Origin of the sequence: Acidaminococcus hominis (assembly GCF_900291475.1) — a bacterium.
Lineage (GTDB): Bacteria > Bacillota > Negativicutes > Acidaminococcales > Acidaminococcaceae > Acidaminococcus > Acidaminococcus hominis.
In genome coordinates this window covers 223,054-242,073 of record NZ_OLMM01000001.1, presented here as the reverse complement: position 1 = coordinate 242,073, position 19,020 = coordinate 223,054, and the positions used below count along the sequence as shown (strand labels likewise).

At 53.3% G+C, this 19,020-nt stretch carries 15 protein-coding genes and 1 riboswitch; of the genes, 10 read left to right on the top strand and 5 right to left on the bottom strand.

Annotation, left to right across the window (positions count from 1 at the left end; genetic code table 11):
- Positions 1–693: 693 nt before the first annotated feature.
- On the top strand, positions 694–3,675 hold the full coding sequence (locus C7E10_RS00955) for an autotransporter family protein (RefSeq protein WP_160101757.1): 2,982 nt from the start codon (positions 694–696) through the stop codon (positions 3,673–3,675).
- Between the two features lie 1,472 nt (positions 3,676–5,147).
- On the opposite strand, the gene C7E10_RS00950 is transcribed toward C7E10_RS00955, so the two are convergent.
- The 3 genes from C7E10_RS00950 to C7E10_RS00940 form a co-directional block, all read right to left on the bottom strand.
- Positions 5,148–6,155: an alpha/beta hydrolase fold domain-containing protein gene (locus C7E10_RS00950; protein WP_105325517.1), complete on the bottom strand. Its 1,008-nt coding sequence runs from the start codon at positions 6,153–6,155 to the stop codon at positions 5,148–5,150.
- Positions 6,156–6,287: 132 nt separating this feature from the next.
- Positions 6,288–6,494 carry a hypothetical protein gene (locus C7E10_RS00945; RefSeq protein WP_105325516.1) on the bottom strand — a complete coding sequence of 69 codons (207 nt, stop codon included), beginning with the start codon at positions 6,492–6,494 and terminating at the stop codon, positions 6,288–6,290.
- Positions 6,495–6,594: 100 nt separating this feature from the next.
- Positions 6,595–7,593, bottom strand: a complete 999-nt coding sequence (locus C7E10_RS00940; protein WP_105325515.1) for an alpha/beta hydrolase — start codon at positions 7,591–7,593, stop codon at positions 6,595–6,597.
- Between the two features lie 219 nt (positions 7,594–7,812).
- Between C7E10_RS00940 and C7E10_RS00935 the strand changes: the two genes are divergently transcribed.
- Both C7E10_RS00935 and C7E10_RS00930 read left to right on the top strand, forming a co-directional pair.
- Positions 7,813–9,159: an MATE family efflux transporter gene (locus C7E10_RS00935; protein WP_105325514.1), complete on the top strand. Its 1,347-nt coding sequence runs from the start codon at positions 7,813–7,815 to the stop codon at positions 9,157–9,159.
- Positions 9,160–9,402: 243 nt separating this feature from the next.
- Positions 9,403–10,965 carry a PAS domain-containing protein gene (locus C7E10_RS00930; protein ID WP_105325513.1) on the top strand — a complete coding sequence of 521 codons (1,563 nt, stop codon included), beginning with the start codon at positions 9,403–9,405 and terminating at the stop codon, positions 10,963–10,965.
- A gap of 128 nt (positions 10,966–11,093) precedes the next feature.
- On the opposite strand, the gene fba is transcribed toward C7E10_RS00930, so the two are convergent.
- Positions 11,094–12,023, bottom strand: coding sequence for a class II fructose-1,6-bisphosphate aldolase (gene fba, locus C7E10_RS00925; protein WP_105325512.1), 930 nt, complete (start codon positions 12,021–12,023; stop codon positions 11,094–11,096).
- Between the two features lie 34 nt (positions 12,024–12,057).
- Positions 12,058–12,936: an RluA family pseudouridine synthase gene (locus C7E10_RS00920; RefSeq protein ID WP_231086280.1), complete on the bottom strand. Its 879-nt coding sequence runs from the start codon at positions 12,934–12,936 to the stop codon at positions 12,058–12,060.
- A 139-nt stretch (positions 12,937–13,075) separates the two neighbouring features.
- Between C7E10_RS00920 and C7E10_RS00915 the strand changes: the two genes are divergently transcribed.
- The 7 genes from C7E10_RS00915 to dapA all read left to right on the top strand — a co-directional run bounded on the left by C7E10_RS00915 (position 13,076) and on the right by dapA (position 18,945).
- Positions 13,076–13,690, top strand: a complete 615-nt coding sequence (locus C7E10_RS00915) for a hypothetical protein (RefSeq protein WP_105325511.1) — start codon at positions 13,076–13,078, stop codon at positions 13,688–13,690.
- A gap of 2 nt (positions 13,691–13,692) precedes the next feature.
- A complete protein-coding gene (locus C7E10_RS00910) occupies positions 13,693–14,142 on the top strand; it encodes a dCTP deaminase/dUTPase family protein (protein ID WP_105325510.1) in 450 nt (149 codons plus the stop codon).
- Between the two features lie 13 nt (positions 14,143–14,155).
- Positions 14,156–14,596 carry a hypothetical protein gene (locus C7E10_RS00905; RefSeq protein ID WP_231086282.1) on the top strand — a complete coding sequence of 147 codons (441 nt, stop codon included), beginning with the start codon at positions 14,156–14,158 and terminating at the stop codon, positions 14,594–14,596.
- Between the two features lie 75 nt (positions 14,597–14,671).
- A riboswitch (Lysine riboswitch) is annotated at positions 14,672–14,833 on the top strand.
- 105 nt (positions 14,834–14,938) lie between these two features.
- Positions 14,939–15,709 carry a 4-hydroxy-tetrahydrodipicolinate reductase gene (gene dapB / locus C7E10_RS00895; RefSeq protein WP_105325508.1) on the top strand — a complete coding sequence of 257 codons (771 nt, stop codon included), beginning with the start codon at positions 14,939–14,941 and terminating at the stop codon, positions 15,707–15,709.
- 45 nt (positions 15,710–15,754) lie between these two features.
- A complete protein-coding gene (locus C7E10_RS00890) occupies positions 15,755–16,786 on the top strand; it encodes an aspartate-semialdehyde dehydrogenase (RefSeq protein WP_105325507.1) in 1,032 nt (343 codons plus the stop codon).
- Between the two features lie 21 nt (positions 16,787–16,807).
- Positions 16,808–18,049 (top strand): aspartate kinase, encoded by a 1,242-nt coding sequence (gene dapG / locus C7E10_RS00885; protein ID WP_105325506.1) that lies wholly within the window; start codon positions 16,808–16,810, stop codon positions 18,047–18,049.
- Complete coding sequence (gene dapA / locus C7E10_RS00880; RefSeq protein ID WP_105325505.1) at positions 18,046–18,945, top strand: 4-hydroxy-tetrahydrodipicolinate synthase; 900 nt, start codon at positions 18,046–18,048, stop codon at positions 18,943–18,945. Before dapG ends, dapA begins: the two co-directional genes overlap by 4 nt.
- Positions 18,946–19,020 lie beyond the last annotated feature (75 nt).

Sequence of the window (19,020 nt, the reverse complement as noted above, 5' to 3'; positions counted from 1 at the left end):
CAGACGATTGTTATCATTAATGGGGAGGTTTCCGGAAATACTGTTAAAGGTGCTCAATATCGTGCTGAAGGCGGCGGAGTATTTTTAAAGGGTTCTAATGTACTATTTGTAAATAAACCGATTACAAATAATAAAGCTATCAGTGTTGATTTTGCTCATGGTGGTGCGGTTGCTACCCATTACAATGGCAATTCTATAGAATATAATGGCAAAACATATAACTACCTTGTTCCAGGTTCTGTTTCTTTCTACGCCTTAACAAATAAAACTGTTTCTTATACTGGCAATGATATTATCTTAACGAATACAGCTGACTATAACAAGTTTGATGAATATGCTGGAGAGGCCATCGCTCCTTCTGGCGGCGGCTTTTTATCGCTCTTTGCCTACGGAAATGCAACTTTTAATACCTATGATGGTGCATCGATAACTGTCGGCAACGAAACGCCTGCTACTGCAACAGAAGACTCTATTTCCAGTGCCATCGTGGTTGACGGCAGAACAGATGTCCCCGAGCCAGCTATCACCAAGAAGGGGAACGGTACCCTGACTATTAATAGCAGCCTCAACAGATATTATGGTACGTTCACCCAACAAGCTGGTACGGTTAATCTAAATCAAGATCTGAATTGGGCCAACAAATATGACCTTCAAGCGGGCACGCTGAACTTAAAAAATGTTACGCTAGACAATATGTATGACAAGTTGAAGCTGGAAAATCTTGAAAGCACAATCGACCCAGATGACAGCAGTGTATTACATACTTCGACGTACCTTGCTTATTTTGATAAAACATATAATCATACTATCGTAAACTCTACAGGCAATCTTGTTACCGCTGCCGGTACCACCGTCAACGCACAGGATGTAACCCTGAAAGACGGCGGTTCTATTAACGCTGAAGGCGCCCTGAACCTCACCGGCGACCTGTCTGCAGACGCCTCCACCGTTACGGCTGCCAACGCTACCATTGGCGGCACTGTCTCGTCCACGAACGGTTCCACCGTTACCCTGGGCGGCGATAGCCTGGCCCTTAGCAAAGTCAATGTGGATGCAAACAGCAGTGTTGCCCTGAACGGCGGTACCTTAACCGCGACCAAGCTTGCTGATTCCATCACGGGCGGCGGCAAAGTTACCCTGGCTGGCACCGCAACCCTGGCCACCACGGCTAACCAGATCTTTACTGATACGGATACCACAGAAAAAACAGCAGGGGAAAATGCGCTGACAAGCACTGCGGATGCTTCTGTCAAGTTCAAGGCTGGTACCCTGTCCCTGAGTGATGACTACAGCTATACGTATTTGACCAATATCCAAGGCGTCATGGACGGCCTGGCCGACTCTACTACGGCTCTCGTCATGACCGGCAACCTGGTAGATACTACTGGTGTCAGCAATACCCTTTCCACCGATGCTATCAGCACCATCGGCAACACGGCTGCGTTGGACAGCGTTACTGTAAATACTGATAACAAAGATTTGGTTATCGGCAGCACCACTACAGAAGACGGCGCTGCATCCGTTTCTCGCGGCTTCAGCGTTGCTTCCCTGGACCTGGGTTCTGCTGACAGTGTTACCGTTACCGGCGGCCAAAGCCTGACCCTGGGCGGCCGCAGTACCACGGACGTTATCACCACCACTTCTTCTAACGGCAGTGCTGAAGTAGCTCTGACGGACGGCAGCTCTCTGACCATCGGCAACGCAGCCGTTACTGCTGACCAGACGCTGAACGTAAACGCTTCTGTAGCTGCTACCAACAGCACCGTAACCACCAACGGCCAAACTACGGTGGAAGGCAATGTAAGCCTGACCGACTCCACCATCGCTGCAAACACGGGTTCCCTGACCCTTGCCAAAGACCTGACTACTTCTGGCACCTCCACCATCACTGGCGACGTAGCTGTGGCAGGTACCATTACCGGCACTGCCAACACCACCCTGAACCTGGGCACCGGCACCACCGCAGCTACTCTGACGGCCGACAAAGTCAGCCTGAACGGCGGCACCCTGTACCTGGATCCTGTGTGGAACGGAGGTACACAAATTGACGGTACGGAAGTAGCCATCGAATCCCTGGATGGCACCAACGTAGTAGTAGGTGAAAACTCCACCCTGACCCTGGGTTCCAAGGATACCACCGCTGCTGAAAACATGTTCAAGGAAACGGGTCTGTCCTGGGGCTCTTCCGGCATCCTGTCCGCCCTGTATCTGGCTTCCAGCCAAGACCTGACCAATAACAGCATCGTGGTAAGCAGCACGGCTGACAATACCAAGGCTGGTACCGCCGGCACCTTCTCCATGGGAGACAATTCCCTCCTGATGGTGAGCGGCAGCACCGTATCCGGCAGCAATACCGCAGCCATCACCGGTGTTTCTACCACCAGCGTTTCTGATTCTGCCAAACTCTACATTTCCGGCGCCACCGCAGGCACCACCTATAACATCCTGTCTGGTTCCAGCGTCAAATCCGGCAACGCCTGGTACGCCGATGCCAATGCCGACACCACCAGCAACGTATTCACCCATAACCAGTTGCTGAAATTCGTGGGTGCTGAAGGCAACGGCGATACCCAGTACTCCGTTACCGCCGAAGCTAAGGACGCCACTGACGTTTATGGCAATGCCCTGAATGCAGCTAACGTAGTTTCCGCAGCTGTAGCTGCTGGCGGCGCCGCTGGTACCCTGTTTGGCAATGCGGCCAATAGCGACGTCCACAGCACCACCGCTTCTCAGGTAAACGCCCTGAACAGCGCCACCTCCCTCACCGAACTGGCTGGCGTTCAGCATGGTCTGTACACTGCTGGTAACCTGTTTACCGGCGCCGTTGCCAACCACTTGGCTGATGTCAAAGACACCACCCTGGATAAAGACCTGTGGGCTCACTACATCCATGACAAGGAAAACATCCGCGGCCTGGCTGTGAACGGCCTGTCCGGTGCAGACTACGATGCCCAGTACAACGGCGTGGTAGTAGGTTCCGACCTGTACCATAAGAATGGCGTGGTTGCCGGTGCAGCCCTGACCTACATGGACGGCTCCTTCTCCGGCAATACCGATACCGCTTCCACCAAGAATGATGCCGACTACTACGGCCTGAGCCTGTACGGCAGAGTACGCAGAGGCCAAACCTCCTACCTGGGCGACATCTCCTGGCTGCATGGCAAGAACGATCTCAGCCAGTACAACAGCGGCAGCGAGATTACCGGCGACGTTTCCTCCAACGCCTACACCGCCGGCGTACGGGCTGAACACGACTTCGCAGCCGGCGACGGCACCCTGACCCCGTATGCAGGTGTACGGTACGCCCACCTGGACTACGGCAACTACACCGACAGCCTGGGCATCCACCACGACAGCGACAACGCCAACCTGTGGCTGATCCCCGTAGGCCTGCGTTATACCCAAGACTTTGCGATGGACGGCTGGAACGTGAAACCCATTGCCGAAGCAGGCTACCTGTGGACCCTGGGTGACCGCAACAGCGACGAACGCCTGAACCTGAACGGTTCCTCCAGCACCTTCGGCTACGACGTATCCGACTCCGGCAGCTTCTACGGCCGCCTGGGCATCGAAGCAGAACACGGCCCCATGACCTATGGCCTGGGCTACCAGTACCAGAAAGGCAGCGACGTACGCAGCAACGTATGGAGCCTGGCCCTGCGGTACAAGTTCTAATAGGCTTTCCCCTTCCCTTCGGGGAAAGTGCACTTCCCATATATGAAAAACCAAAAAGAGCAGTCACAGCCCCATCTGTGATTGCTCTTTTTGGTTTAGTTTGCGGGAAGGTGCCTGACGTTAGGGAGGCGGATGGATCCAGTACGCACTAGCCCCTGCTGACCGCACGACCAAAAATCTGGTACAGAGTTTTCTACAGCAAAAATTTGCCCACGGGCAAATTTCCCGTCGTTGAGCTACCTAACGGTCCGCACTAGCCCCAAAAGGGGACAAATTTTCCCCCAATTGGGGGAAACGGCGCAAAGCGCCGATAGAGGAGCACTCTCCGTCTAATAGCCCTCAACATTTATGGGGAGGGTGTCGCACTCCGTGCGACGGGAAGGGCGGATGCCACCTGCGCCCGGAGTGGTTCGCGGCTTGCTGTTCATCATCGTCCTTCGGACTCGATTCACAGGCCGCTATCACAGGGGTCGTATATTCCACCCTTCTGCGGCTAAAGCCTTGAATGGTGGATACGACTCCCTGCGTGCGAGGTCAACTTCTAGAGAAAATACGCAATAATAATATACTTTATCCTGCTTATATACCCCCACATTGTGCTCAGTAAAAAGTAAGTTTAGAAATGTAGTGGTGCCTAATTGATTTCCTCAACCAAATGTTGCGGTCGCGTCCAAACAGCGTCGCAAGTATTCTATAAGCTGTTTGGTACACGCGAGCCATGTGATAGCCGTCCAAGAAGCAAGTCCGTGAGGACGCTGCTGATTGGAGCACGGCGAACCACTCGAGAGGTGTCACCGGAAGGTGACGAAGAGAGTTTAAAAAATGTAGAATAGCAATATTATTATACTTTACATCGAGTATAAAATATGCATTTAAACTTCCTTCGTCATCCCTGCGGGCTGACACCTACCACACGCTTGTGGTAGGCTTTCAGACCGCCACGGGTCAAGTATAATCTAAAATATAGTGCTGATATAAAGATGACCAGTACTTACTAAGAACGCTTCCTGCAAACGTGTAGGAAGTGGCACCGGTAGGTGCCGATAGAAGTTTAATTGCAGCTTTAGCGGCCATAGGCCGCAGAAGGAGCACTCTCCGTCATCCTTCGGATGCCACCTGCGCCCGCTTGCGTGCGAGGTCAACTTCTAGAGAAAATACGCAATAATAATATACTTAATCCTGCTTATATACCCCCCACATTGTGCTCAGTAAAAAGTAAGTTTAGAAATATAGTGGTGCCTAATTGATTTCCTCGACCAAACGTGGGAGATGCGCCTATTCCAAAGCTATTAAAGGCGCAGAGGGGGCACGAAACTGCGGGAAGGTGCCTGACGCTAGAAAGGCGTATGGGTCCGTCTAGACTATCTAATGATTCAAGTGCCTATAAAGAATAGTGTTGTCTTTTGTGGATGATAACAAACACCCCTGGAACGGCCGTAAGCCATTTCAGGGGTGTTAAGGTTTTGCAAGTTTTAATTTGCCATATTCAAATTAATGTAGGCCTGCATTTCTCTGTAGGCGTCAAGGCTGTCCTGGAGCTGGGGCAGGAGCATGGCGAAGTCGTGGGACATGCCGGGGTAAACGGTCAGGGTGACTTTGACGCCGTCTTTGACGGCTTTGTCGGTGAGTTTGGTGCAGTCATCCAGGAAGAGTTCATAGCCGCCGGCTTGGATCAGCATGGGAGGCAGTCCGGTCAGGTCGCCGTAGAGAGGGGACAGGCGGACATCATTCAGGGCCATGCCTTTGGGGGCGTAGCTGGGATTGTTGATTTCATGCAGCATTCCTTTATTGATTTCTCCCAGGCTCAGGTCTTTTTTCACGTTGTCCTGACGGGACGGGGACTGGGTTTCCATGGTGGTCCAGGGAGAGGGGAGTACTAGCAGGCCGGGTTGGGGCAGGTTTTGTTTTTTCAGTTCCAGGGCCAGGGCCAAAGCCAGGTTGCCGCCGGCAGAATCGCCGAAAAGAATCAGCTCTTTGGGATTGGTGCCGCGTTTCAGAATGGTCTTATAGGCGGTGACCATGTCGTTCAAGGCTGCCGGGTACGGATTTTTGGGAGCAATGCGATAATCCACCAGGTAGGTGTCCTTGGCATTGGCCACCACGGATTGCCGTACGGCCAGGTTCTTATAGTCGTTGTTCAGGGGGACGATGTAACCGCCGCCATGGACCTGGAGTACGGTGCGGTTGGGGTCGCCTTTGGGGTTCTCCAGTTTCACCATATTCAGCTTTTTGACCTTGAACGGGGTGTAGGTCCAGCCATCGGGCACGGAAAATTGGGAAGTCTCCGCACCGGTAACGGCCACTTTGAAATAGGCATCCATCTCTTTGTAGATGTAGGCCTGCTTGGCTTTGTCATCCTGGATTTGGACGCCTTGCTGGTTCAGGGACCAGGCGGGGGCGGCACTGACGGAAAAACCACCGGCAAATAAGCTGAAACCTAACAAGCCGGCTGCAGCCAGTCTGCGCAATTTGAGATTCATACAATCAGCTCCTTTACATTTTTATGAAAATTCACTTGTAGGACACATTTTCTGTATCTATTATACGCCTAATAATTGTTAGAGTCCAAGTAATTTATAAAATTTATAGAATATTTTAGGGCTGGGAATGGTTCACCTCTCCAGCTGCAGATTGATCAAGTCCCTGATTTCGGCGTAGGAATCGATGCTGTCCTGGAGCTCCGTCAGGTTCCTGACAAAGTCGTTGGGCATACTGGGGTACACGGTGAAGGTGACTTTCACGCTGTCTTCAGCGGCTTTTTGGGCCAGGGCTTTACAGTCGTCCAGAAAGAGTTCATAGCCGCCGGCTTGCCTCAGCAAAAGGAAAACACCCCAAAGCTGGAGTTTGGGGTCCAGTCTTGGGGTGTTCTTTTAGGGCTGGTGCGAATACGTTCAAGACAGCCTTACTAAGGTTTTTTGCTTATTTGGCCAGGTTCAGATTGATGAAGCTTTGGATTTCGGCGTAGGAATCCAGGCTTTCCTGGAGCTCAGGGATACACATATTGAAGTCGTGGGACATATTGGGATAGATGGTCAGGGTGACTTTCACATTGTCTTCAGCGGCTTTTTGGGCCAGGGTCAGGGCGTCATCCCGGAACAGTTCGTAGGCGCCGGCTTGAATCAGCATAGGAGGCAGGCCGGTCAGGTCGGCTTTTACCAGGGACAGGCGCGGATCGCTAAGCTTCATTCCTTTGGGGGCATAGGTGGGGTGATTGATTTCGTAGAACATTTTCTGGTTGGTTTCGCCCAGGACCAGGTCTTTCTTTACATTACCCTGGCGGGAAGCGGATTGGGTTTCGAAGGTGGCCCAGGGGGAATCCAGCACCAGCAGGCCGGGCTGGGGCAGTTTTTCTTCCTTTAATTTTACAGCCAGGGCCAGAGCCAGGTTGCCGCCGGCGGAATCACCAAAAAGGACAATCTGCTGGGGCTTGGTGCCTTGGGCCAGTACGGATTTGTAGGCGGTCAAGGCATCTTCCAGGGCTGCGGGGTACGGATTCTGGGGTGCCAGGCGATAGTTCACCATATAGGTGTCTTTGGCGTCTGCCAGTACGGCCTGGCGTACGGCCAGGTTCTTGTAGCCGTTGTGCAGGGGAACCACGTAGCCGCCGCCATGGAGCTGCAGGACGGTACGGTTGGCGTCGCCTTTGGGATTGGTTAATTTTTCCAGGGTAACGTTTTGGGCCTGGTATTTGGTGTAGGTCCAGCCGTCGGGGGCAGCAAAGTCTGCGGGCTTTTGGGCGGGATGGAAATAGGCATCCATGCGCTTGGCCACGTAGGCCTGTTTGGCGGTGTTTTCTTCAATTTTGACGCCGGGTTGGTTCAGGCTCCAGGCTGGAGCAGCGTAAACGGAAAGGGAGCCGGCAAAAAGGCTGAAGCCTAAGATGCTGGCGGTGATGACTTGACGCAATTTGGTATGCATTGGGGTACCTCCTTTGGTACAAACAAGATAGATTATTTTTATTATAAACCTGGAACCCGGCTCTAAGGCAAGAGTGTGAAGGCAAAAAGCTGATAGAATCTGGCTATCCTGGACTATACGCAAAAGCTATCGGTGCTATGCAGAAGGGGCAGTTGTAAATGCTTTGATTTCTACTATAATAGTAGAGTACAGAAAATTGTCTAGGAAAGTGTGAACGAGATGAGTGACGGAATTCGGAAAGGGAATCTGTGGAAGCAGATTCTGTTATTTGCCCTGCCCCTGGCGGCTACCACCATGCTGGAGCAGCTGTTCAACTCCACGGACGTGATTGTGGTGGGACGGTTTGCCAGCAGCAATGCTTTGGCAGCGGTGGGCAGCACCAGTTCGGTGGTGAATTTGTATATTACGATTTTTACGGGACTGGCCATTGGGGCCAATGTGCTGACGGCCCAGAACATTGGAGCCCGGAATCAGGCCAAGGTAACCCAGGCAGTGCATACGTCCTTGGCTCTGGCGCTGCTTAGCGGGCTATTGATGACCCTATTTGGGTACTTTACGGCGGAGCCGCTGCTGGTGGCCATGGGGACGCCGGCGGAAATCATGGATCTGGCGGTAAGCTACCTGAGAATCTATACCCTGGGGTCCATTTTCATCATGCTGTACAACTTTGAATCGGCCATTATGCGGGCCAACGGGGACACCAAAAGGCCCCTGTACTGCCTGCTGTTTTCCGGGGCACTGAATGTGGTGCTGAACTTGTTCTTCGTTATCGGCTGCGGGCTGTCGGTGGCCGGGGTGGCCATTGCTACGGTGCTGGCCAACGGGGTAGGGGCGCTGCTGCTCCTGCACTTTCTCCGGTCGGAAAAGAATATGGTTCAGGTGCGGCTGTCCTGGGTGCGGCTGGATATGCCCATGCTCCGGGAGATTCTGCGGATTGGGATTCCGGCGGCCATTCAGGGGGCCATGTTCAATGCGGCCAATGTGGTAATCCAGACTGGGTTCAACCAGTTGGGGGCAGACATTATTGCGGCCTCCACCATTGGGGTCAATGCGGAGATTTTTGCCTTCTACCTGATGAACAGCTTCAACCAGGCGGCGGTTACCTTCAACGGGCAGAATTTCGGGGCAGGGAACTACGCCCGGTGCCGGAAGTCCACCCGGGTGGCCATGATTCTGGCGGAAGTGATTTCCATGGGCTTTGTGGGGCTGCTGCTGGTATTCCGGGTGCCGTTTGCGGCACTGTACACCACCAGCCAGACCATCATCGAACTGGCGCAGGTGCGGTTAATCTACGTGCTGCCCTTTGAAGTGTTCAACATTATGATTGAAGTGTATTCCGGGTCCCTGCGGGGGCTGGGGTATTCTTCCGTGCCGGCGGCTATGTGTGCCATTTTCGTCTGCGGCGTGCGGCTGTTGTGGCTGTTTTTGGTATTCCCCCGTTACCATACGTATTTCTGCCTGTTGGTGGTGTACCCCATCAGCTGGATCCTCACCAGCGGAGCGCTGGCGGTGTGCTACTACAGCATAAGAAGAAAGGTGTTGCCACTGAAGACGGTGGAAGCCTGAGAAAAAATAATAGCTTGGCAACAACTCCCCTCCAAAAGGAAAATGGCGGGGAGTTTTCTTATGGGAAGTTTAGAAGACTTTCTTCGGCAGCCTCTATGGCACGGGTAGATTTTCTTTTCAAATTCTGCTGCAATGTTGTAAAAACAACATACTTCTTTCGCCCTTATATGTATACTAAAATTATACAGAAGGCTGTAAGGTACAGCGGTAAATCGATGTATGCAGTTAAGAAAGGAAATTTCTATGGCAAATCCCAAAACTTTCCAAGTAGATATAGAAAAATGCAAGGCCCTGGTTCAGCTGAAAAGGGACTATTTCAGCGGCAAGCTGTCTTTTGAGGAGGCCCGTGAGCTTCTGGTGCAGCGGTTTCCGGTGGTGACGCCGGAAGAGTTCGCCTATGGGGAGCAGCAGCTGAAGGAAGAAGGGGTCACGGACCAGGATATGCAGGACCGGATGGACGACCTGCTCCGGCTATTTGAACCGGTCTTGCAGGTGCGGAAGCTGGACAGCCTGCCGGAGGGGCACCCGGTAAAAAGCTATCTGGACGAAAACCGGGCGCTGGAGCCGGTACTGGCCCAGGCGGAAGCCCTGCTGCAGAAAGACAAGTTCATCAAGAACCCCTGGCTGGAGGTATACGACAAGCTGCTGGCGTATATCAAACACATTACCCGGAAGCACAACCAACTGTTTCCTTTCCTGGAAAAGGCGGGATTTGACCGTCCCACCGCCGTGATGTGGGCCTTTGACGATGCGGTCAGGGACAAAATCCTGAAGGGCAGCCGCCTGCTGCAGCAGGGGAATGAGACAGAATTTCTGGCCTTTCAGCCAGAAGTGGTGGCCGACCTCCGGGATATTATGGGGAAAGAGGAAACCATTCTGTTTCCTACGGCGCTCCGGGTGCTGACGGAGGGGGACTTCCGGAAAATGCGCATTGGGGAGGAAGAAGTGGGCTTTGCCAACATCCCGGAACCGATGGGCTTTCTGCCGGAAAAGGCCCAGCCCCAGGTGCAGGGTGCAGCGGTGCCTCAGGGCTTTATGGGGGAACTGGACGCACTGCTGCAAAAGTACCAGGTGGGGAAATCGGCCCAGGAATTCCTGGACGTGGCCAATGGGCAGTTGACCCTGGAGCAGATCAATTTAATCTACCGGCATTTGCCCATTGACCTGACCTTCACCGATGAAAACGACATTGTAAAGTTCTACTCGGATTCCAAGGAGAGAATCTTTGACCGGAGCGCCGGGGTAATCGGCCGGGTCATGCAGAACTGCCATCCCCGTTCGGTGCTGCCGGTGGTGAACAAGGTGGTGGAGCTGCTGCGCACCGGGCAAAAGGATAAAATCGAGTTCTCCCTGCGGAAGAAGGGAATGCTGGTTCACGTGAACTACATTGCCGTGCGAGACGAAAGCGGCAAGTTCCGGGGCATCCTGGAAACCATGCAGAACATTGCCCCACTGAAAAAGGATTTCGAAGGGGACCTGGTGGAGGCGGTGCCGTCTTCCCATAAAGCAGAGAAAACTCCTGGGGAGCAGGAGAAGCCGGAAGCAAAAGAGGCAGCGGGGGCTGCCCAGCAGGATCCGGCGGAAACAGTGGACCTGTCCATTACCATGGCGGGGCTGATGGATAAGTACCCGTATCTGAAGGACTATTTCGTCACGCTGAACCCCATGTTCAAGAAGATGCAAAATCCCATTACCTTTGCGGCGGTGGGGCGGTTTGTAACGCTGCAAATGGTGGCGCAGCGGGGCGGCTTTGTACCGGAAGAACTGCTGGAAAAGGTACGGGCAGAGATTCGAAGACACCAATAAGCGGGAAATAGAAAAGGGGAAAACAAAAAATGACTTGCGGCTCCTATGGGGGGGAGTTCACAAGTCATTTTTGTGCATTGTGTTGGGATTATTAAGGGTGGCAGGCAGCTGCGCCTGTCGGGCTGCTCTTACAGTCTATGGGAGGAGTTCAGTACGTCCTTCATCTTGTGGGCAACCATTTGTTTGATGGCTTCGCGGCCCTTGCCCAGGTAGGAACGGGGATCGAAGTCTTCCGGATGTTCTGCCAGGTATTGGCGGATGGAAGCGGTCATGGCCAGACGCAGGTCAGTATCGATGTTGATTTTGCAGACGCCGAAGGTGCCGGCTTTTTTCAGCATATCTTCCGGGCAGCCCTGTGCGCCTTCGATTTTGCCGCCAAATTCGTTGCATTTTGCCACGAATTCAGGCAGTACGGTGGAAGCACCATGGAGTACCAGGGGGAAGCCGGGCAGCAGGTTGGTGATTTTTTCCAGACGGGCAAAGTCCAGTTCGGGTTTGCCTTTAAATTTGTAGGCGCCGTGGCTGGTGCCGATGGCGATGGCCAGGGAGTCAACGCCGGTGCGTTCTACGAATTCTACAGCCTGGTCCGGATCGGTGTAGGTGGCGTCTTTGGTGTTGACCTTGACGGCATCTTCTACGCCGGCCAGTTTGCCCAGCTCAGCTTCTACTACAACGCCTTTGTTGTGGGCATAATCTACTACCCGTTTGGTCAGTTCGATGTTTTCTTCGAAGGGATATTTGGAGCCGTCGATCATTACGGAGGTGAAGCCGCCGTCTACGCAGGCTTTGCAGATATCGAAATCAGCGCCGTGGTCCAGGTGGAGCACGATGGGCAGGTTGGTGTCTTCTACAGCAGCCTGTACCAGGCTCAGCAGGTAGGCGTGTTTGGCATATTTGCGGGCGCCGGCGGAAACTTGCAGGATCAGGGGAGATTCTTCCTCTTTGGCTGCGTCTACAATACCTTGGATAATTTCCATGTTATTGACGTTAAAAGCGCCTACAGCATAATGGCCTTCATAGGCTTTTTTGAACATTTCTTTAGAAGTTACTAATGGCATATTTGACCCTCCTAGATTTTTTCTACGGTACTCATTATACCATACCTGGGGAAAATTTTCCCTGCTGAATGTAGGCCAAAAAGTCGGCAGGCAGGGGCGCGGTAATCCGCAGGGGCGCCCTGGTCAGGGGGTGTATAAGCTCCAGGGTTTTTGCGTGGAGCAGGTGGCGGCTCTGGGGCCCCGGGGGACCGTACAGGTGGTCGCCTGCCAGGGGATGGCCGGCGTGGGCGCAGTGGACCCGTATCTGGTGGGTGCGGCCGGTTTCCAGGGTAAACTGGACCAGGTCATAGTCCCCAAAGGTCTCAAGGACCTGGTAATGGGTAACGGCCGGGGCGCCGCTGGGGTCCACCTGGCGGCGGATAATGGAGCCGGGAGCCCGGGCAATGGGGCCATTCAGGCAGCCCTTGGGCGGGTCCCAATGGCCTGTGGTAAGACCCCAGTATTCTTTGCGGAGCTTCTGCTGGCTGAGCATATGGTGGATGCAGGCGTTTTTGGCAAAAAGCACCAGGCCGGAGGTTTCCCGGTCCAGGCGGGAGACCGGGTGGATGGCGGCGGGAATCTGGTGAGTCTGGTAATACCAGGCTACCCGGCGGCTCAGGGCCGGCTGGGGGTCAGGACTGGAATTGTGGGTTACCAGACCGGCAGGCTTGTTTACCGCCAGCAGCACGTCATCTTCGTAGACGATGTCTAGAGCCGCGGGCTCGGGCTCCACGGCGGAGGTCTCGGGAAGAAATTCCCAGGTGACGGTGTCGCCGGGGCTCAGCAGCAGGTCCCAGGACGTGGGAGCGCCGTTAACCTTCAGGACGCCGGCTTCCTTACATTTCTTCCAATATTGCTGGCTCATACCCCACTGGAGCAGCAGGGTCTTCAGGCGTAGGGGGGACTTTTCAGGGCTAAGGGTTAGACTGGGCAAAGGGAACCTCCTTGGGGCAAGTGTTGACTATGGGGGAAACATCAGTTAAGATGAACGGGTGGAAAGAACGTACAGGCTTTTTGGCTGTACGGCTATCTACACCAATAATACGCAATCCACGCAGGAATGGGGATATTAAATGAACAAGAAGATATTGGCCTTGGCGGTGCTGGGCTGTACGCTTTTCAGCAGCCAGGCTTTGGCAAAAGACGCAGATTGGAACCTCCTGGGCGAAAACAAGTCCGGGGCTTACTATGTGGACGCAGCTTCCCTTAAACCGGTGGGCAAGGAAGCGGACCTGACCCAGGCTTCCACCAAGGCGGTATTTAAGGACAAGGCGTTTTTGCGCATTCTTAACGACCACTTTGCCAAAAAACTGAAGGAAAACGATACAGCGGCCGGTTGTGAGCTTATTGTAACACTGAATTCGGTCCAAAACACCTATAAAATTGACCAGATCAAAGTGGTATCGGAAAAGGGCAAGACCTTGGAGTCCAGAAAGCTCCAGGAGGAGTTCTCTCCCATTCCGGCCAGGACCTTTGTGGCACAGCTGAACCAGGAAGTGAAGGCCTGGAAAATCCAAAAAAGCCACCCCTTGACTGTAGGGCGGGTAAAGCCCGGGGAAAAGGGCAAGCGGCTGAAGGTGAAGAAGGCTTCCAGTTCTCCTGCACTCCGGGTGGGCAAGGCAACCAAGCCTAAGGCTGCAAAAGCAAAGGTTGTACCCGTGAAGAAAACCCAGAAAGGAACCAACTAACTATGAAAATCAGAGGCTTTGAAAAAATTACTTCCTATCAAAATATGGATTTCCCCCTGCCCAGCAGACAAACCAGCCGCAGCGCCGGCTACGACATCTATCTGCCGGAAGAAGTCACCATTCCGGCCCATACCCAGAAGCTGGTGCCTACGGGAATCAAGGCGTATATGCAGGACAACGAATACCTGGGTATCCACATTCGCTCCAGCATGGCTGTAAAACGCCATTTGCGCCTGGTAAATAATGAAGGGATTGTAGATGCGGACTACTACAACAACCCGGACAACGAGGGTCATATGCTGCTGGCACTGTACAATGACAGCGACGAGGACGTGACTCTGCAAAAGGGCGAACGGGTGGCCCAGGGGATTTTCTATCAATATCTGTTGGCTGACCAGGACGGCGCCACCCCCAAACAGGAGCGCAGCGGCGGCTTTGGCAGCACCAAATAAGGAGCGATGCGCAATGAGCGACAATAAATGGAAGAAAATGGCGGATGCGGTGGATACCATCGGCGACTGGGCCGGCTACCATATTTATGAATGGTTCAAGCTGTTCCCGGAAGCCAGGGTAACAGCCCTGCGGGAATATATGTACGTGAAGGCCCATCTGGTGCAAAGCTGCGCCAAAATGGTGGGCCAGACCTACAGCCTGGAAGAATGGAACGATTTTTACCTGACCCTGGGCAAACAGATGGAAGCTACCCCGGACTACAGCTACGGGGCCAATTATGAGGAAATGTGTGAGGCCCTCCACGCCTATGAAGGGCTGAGCCTGCCCCAGGTACGCCAGGTCTTTGCCAAACGGGCAGGAATCGGGGCTACCGTATATTCCCAGCAATTTGTACCGGAATTAACAAATTTGTTCAGCCGGTGCATGGCAGATTTACGAAAAAACATTAAATAAGGCAAAAAGTGACGAAATTTGCTCAAATCGGTTGACATTTCGGCGCAGAATGCCTATACTAAAACCATAAAATTTACAAGTGATAGAGGCGCGGAAACGATCAGTAGTTTTCTGAGGGACACCAAAGAGGAAAATGAAAGGCCAACCGCCGAAGCAGGACCGTGGGTACATGGCCGTGCTGGGCTGCAGATCAAGAATCTGCAGACTGTCGCCTTAGGGTGGAGAGCTATCAATGATGTGGAATGAACAAGAGCTTCCTGGCAAAAGGAACGCTTCTATTTCTATAAGTCATTGGGCTCGCTCAATGACTTATTTTTTTAGGACAAAAGGAGAGATGGCTTCATGGTAAAAGTATTGGTAAACGGTGCATTGGGTAAGATGGGTCATACGGTTGTCCAAACGGTACTGAAACAAAGCGATATGGAACTGGTAGGCGCTGTAGATGTATTCGGGGAAGGCAAAACCGTGGAAGGCACGCCGGTGGATACCGATCTGGCAGCTGCCCTGGCCGCCCACAAACCTGATGTAGTGGTGGACTTCACCCGGCCGGATGTAGTTATGAATAGTCTTCGGACCATCTTGAACGCTAAAGTGAACGCTGTAGTGGGCACCACCGGTTTTACCAAGGAAAACTTGGACGAACTGGATGCCCTGGCCAAAAAGAATGATGTGGGCGTGCTGGTTTGCCCCAACTTTGCAATGGGCGCTGTGCTGATGATGAAAATCGCCACGGAAGTGGCCAAGTATTTCCCCCAAGTGGAAATCATCGAAATGCACCACGACCAAAAACTGGATGCGCCTTCCGGTACCGCCGTACTGACGGCCCAGAAATTGGCAGAAGCCAGAGGCGGGTTTGTAGCCCAGGGCAATCCGGATGAAACGGAAAAGCTGCCCCATGCCAGAGGTGCTGAATACGAAGGCATGAGAATCCACTCTGTTCGCCTGCCGGGCTTTGTGGCCAGCCAGGAAATCATCTTCGGCAGCATGGGCGAAACCCTGACGGTCCGCAACGATCCTGTCAGCCGGGAATGCTATATGCCGGGGGTTATGCTGGGCTGCCGTACCATGGTTAACAAAAAAGGTCTTGTCTACGGACTGGACGCCATTTTATAACATATCTAAAAACAATCGCTAGGGAAATAGAAAGGGGTACACATCATGAAACAATACAATTTGGCAATTTTGGGCGCTACGGGTGCCGTAGGTCAAGAATTTATCAATCTGCTGAACGAACGGGATTTCCCGTTTGCCAACCTGAAGCTGCTGGCTTCTGCCCGCTCTGCTGGCAAGGAACTGACCGTTCGGGGCAAAACCTATAAAGTGGAAGAAGCCAAGGCTGATTCCTTTAACGGCATTGACGTGGCTCTGTTTGCCGGCGGCTCCATCAGCAAGGAATTTGCTCCTATCGCTGTAAAAGCCGGCGCTGTGGTTATCGACAACTCCAGCACCTATCGGATGGACCCGGATGTGCCTCTGATTGTTCCGGAAGTAAACCCCCAGGACATCCAAAAACATCACGGCATCATTGCCAACCCCAACTGCTCCACCATTATCATGGTGATGGCCCTGAAACCCATCTATGACCTGGCTCGGATCAAACGGATCATCGTTTCCACCTACCAGGCTGCTTCCGGCGCCGGCAAAGACGGCCTGGACGAACTGGAACGCCAGATTCAGGAAGCTGCTGCCGGCAAAGAAATGGAAGCACATATTTTCCCCAGCGCTGGCATGCCGAAACATTATCCTCTGGCCCTGAACCTGATTCCGCAAATCGACGTATTCCTGGATAACCTGTACACCAAGGAAGAAATGAAGATGGTCAACGAAACCAAGAAAATCTTCTCCGATCCGGAAATGCGGGTAACGGCTACTACCGTTCGGGTACCTGTGTACAGAAGCCACAGCGAATCCGTCAACGTGGAACTGGAACACGATGTGGACCTGGCTGAAATCCGCAAGGCTTTGGCCAATTTCCCCGGCGTTGTGCTGCAGGACGATCCTTCCCAGCAGGTATATCCTATGCCCCTCTACACTTCCGGCCTGAACGATGTGTATGTAGGCCGTCTGAGACGGGACGAATCCGCTGCCAATAGCTTCAACTTCTGGTGCGTAGGGGACCAGATTCGTAAGGGCGCTGCCCTGAACACCCTGCAAATTGCAGAGACCATGGTTAAAAACGGCTGGCTGTAAGCAAAGAGGAGTCTGAGAGACATGAAAATCATTGTACAAAAATTCGGAGGAACGTCCGTAGCATCTCCTCACACCCGTGAGCTGGTTGTGAACAAAGTCAAGGAAGCTATCGGCAATGGCTATTCCCCTGTGGTAGTGGTATCTGCCATGGGCCGCAAGGGCGATCCCTTTGCCACCGATACGCTGATCAATATGCTGAAATCCGTGAACCCCTCTCCGGAGGATCACGAAATGGATCTGCTCATGGCTTGTGGGGAAATCATTTCCTCCGCAGTCATGGCGGCTACCTTGCAGGAAGCGGGCCTGAAGTCCAAAGCCCTGACTGGCGGCCAGGCAGGCATGATTACCGATAACGAATACGGCAACGCCAAAATCCGTAAGGTGGAACCGGATCACCTGCTGCAGCTGATTGAGCAGGGCATTATCCCGGTTATCTGCGGGTTCCAAGGGGTAACCGAAGACCATAAGAACATCACCACCCTGGGCCGGGGCGGCAGCGATACCTCTGCAGCCGCTTTCGGGGTAGCCCTGAAGGCTGACAAGGTGGAAATCTATACCGATGTGGACGGCGTTATGACCGCTGACCCCCGGGTAGTAAAAGATGCCAAGATTATCAAACAAATTTCCTACGATGAAATCCGGGAAATGGCCCACCAGGGCGCCAAGGTAATTCACCCCAGAGCGGTGGAAATCGTCATGCGCTACGGGGTGCCCATGGTAGTCAAGAGCACGTTCTCTGATGCCCCGGGCACGCTGATTACCAAGGAAGAAGATAACAACCCGGATATGGAGCAGCAGGACGATGTAAAAGGCCAGCATGCTTCCGGCGTGGCCAGCAAAACCGGCCTGTCCTTCTTTCAGGTAGAACTGGAACCGGGTGCCACCCACAACGGCAGTGAGCTGTTCGATACCCTGGCCCACAGAGGGGTCAGCATCGGCACCATGAGCCTCCAGCCCAGTTCCCTGATGTTTGCCACCTACAGTGCTGTAGCCAAAGATGCGGCTAAGGTGCTGGATGACCTGCATTTCAACTATACATTAACCGAAAATTGTGCTAAAGTAACGGTTGTCGGCGCTCACATGGGCGGGGTTCCCGGCATCATGGCCCGGTTCATCCTGGCCCTGACGGATGCAGGGATTCCCATTCTGCAAACCACTGATTCTGACAATCTCATTTCTGCCATTGTCAAGGACGACCAAGTGGATGCTGCTGTGAATGCGCTGCACAAGGCTTTTAAATCTCGGGAAGGTGAAGCGGAATGACTAGAACAAAACCCTACTTTGGTCGTTTGATGACGGCCATGGTAACCTTCTTTCACGAAGACGGCTCCCTGAATGCTGACGGCACAGCGGACTTTGCTGCCTGGCTGGTGGAACATGGCTCTGACGCAATCCTGGTTTCTGGGACCAGCGGCGAAGCCCCTACCATGACCGTGGAAGAAAAGGAAGAACTGTTTACCAAAGTAATTGCCAAGATTAACCATAAAGCTCCGGTAATCGTAGGCACCGGCTCCAACAACACGGCTGATGTGCTGAAGATGAACGAACTGGCAGAAAAAGTAGGCGCCGATGGGGTGCTGGTGGTGGGACCGTACTACAACAAACCGTCCCAGGAAGGTTTTTACCAGCATTTTAAGACCATTGCAGAGCATACCAAACTGCCGATTATCATCTACAACGTGCCCGGCCGTACCGGCACCAACATTCTGCCGGAGACCATCAACCGGTTGGCCCGGGAATGCTCCAACATTGTGGCAGTAAAGGAAGCTTCCGGCAATGTCAGCCAGGTGGCAGAACTGTACCGTATTGCTCCGGAAGATTTCTCCATCTACAGCGGTGATGACGGTTTAATCCTGCCGCTGATGAGCGTAGGGGCTGTGGGCCTCATCTCCGTACTCAGCAACGTAGGCGGAGAACTGCTCCAGGACCTGATGACCAGCTACGAAAAGGGCGAAGTACAAAAGGCCCGGGATTTGAATGCCAAGATGATTCCCCAGGCCAGATCCATGTTCCTGGTAAGCAACCCCATTCCCATCAAGGAAGCGGTTACCAAAATGACTCCCTTTAATGCCGGTCCGTACCGCCTGCCCCTGTGCCCGATGACGGACGCAGAACGGGCCAAGGTAACGGCTGCCTGGAAAGAAAGTGGCCTGCTGTAACAGCAAGGGCTGCACCACATAAGTTTGCGTTTGACCAAAACCACATGCAGTACCCGGACCTGCTGGGGGAAACCC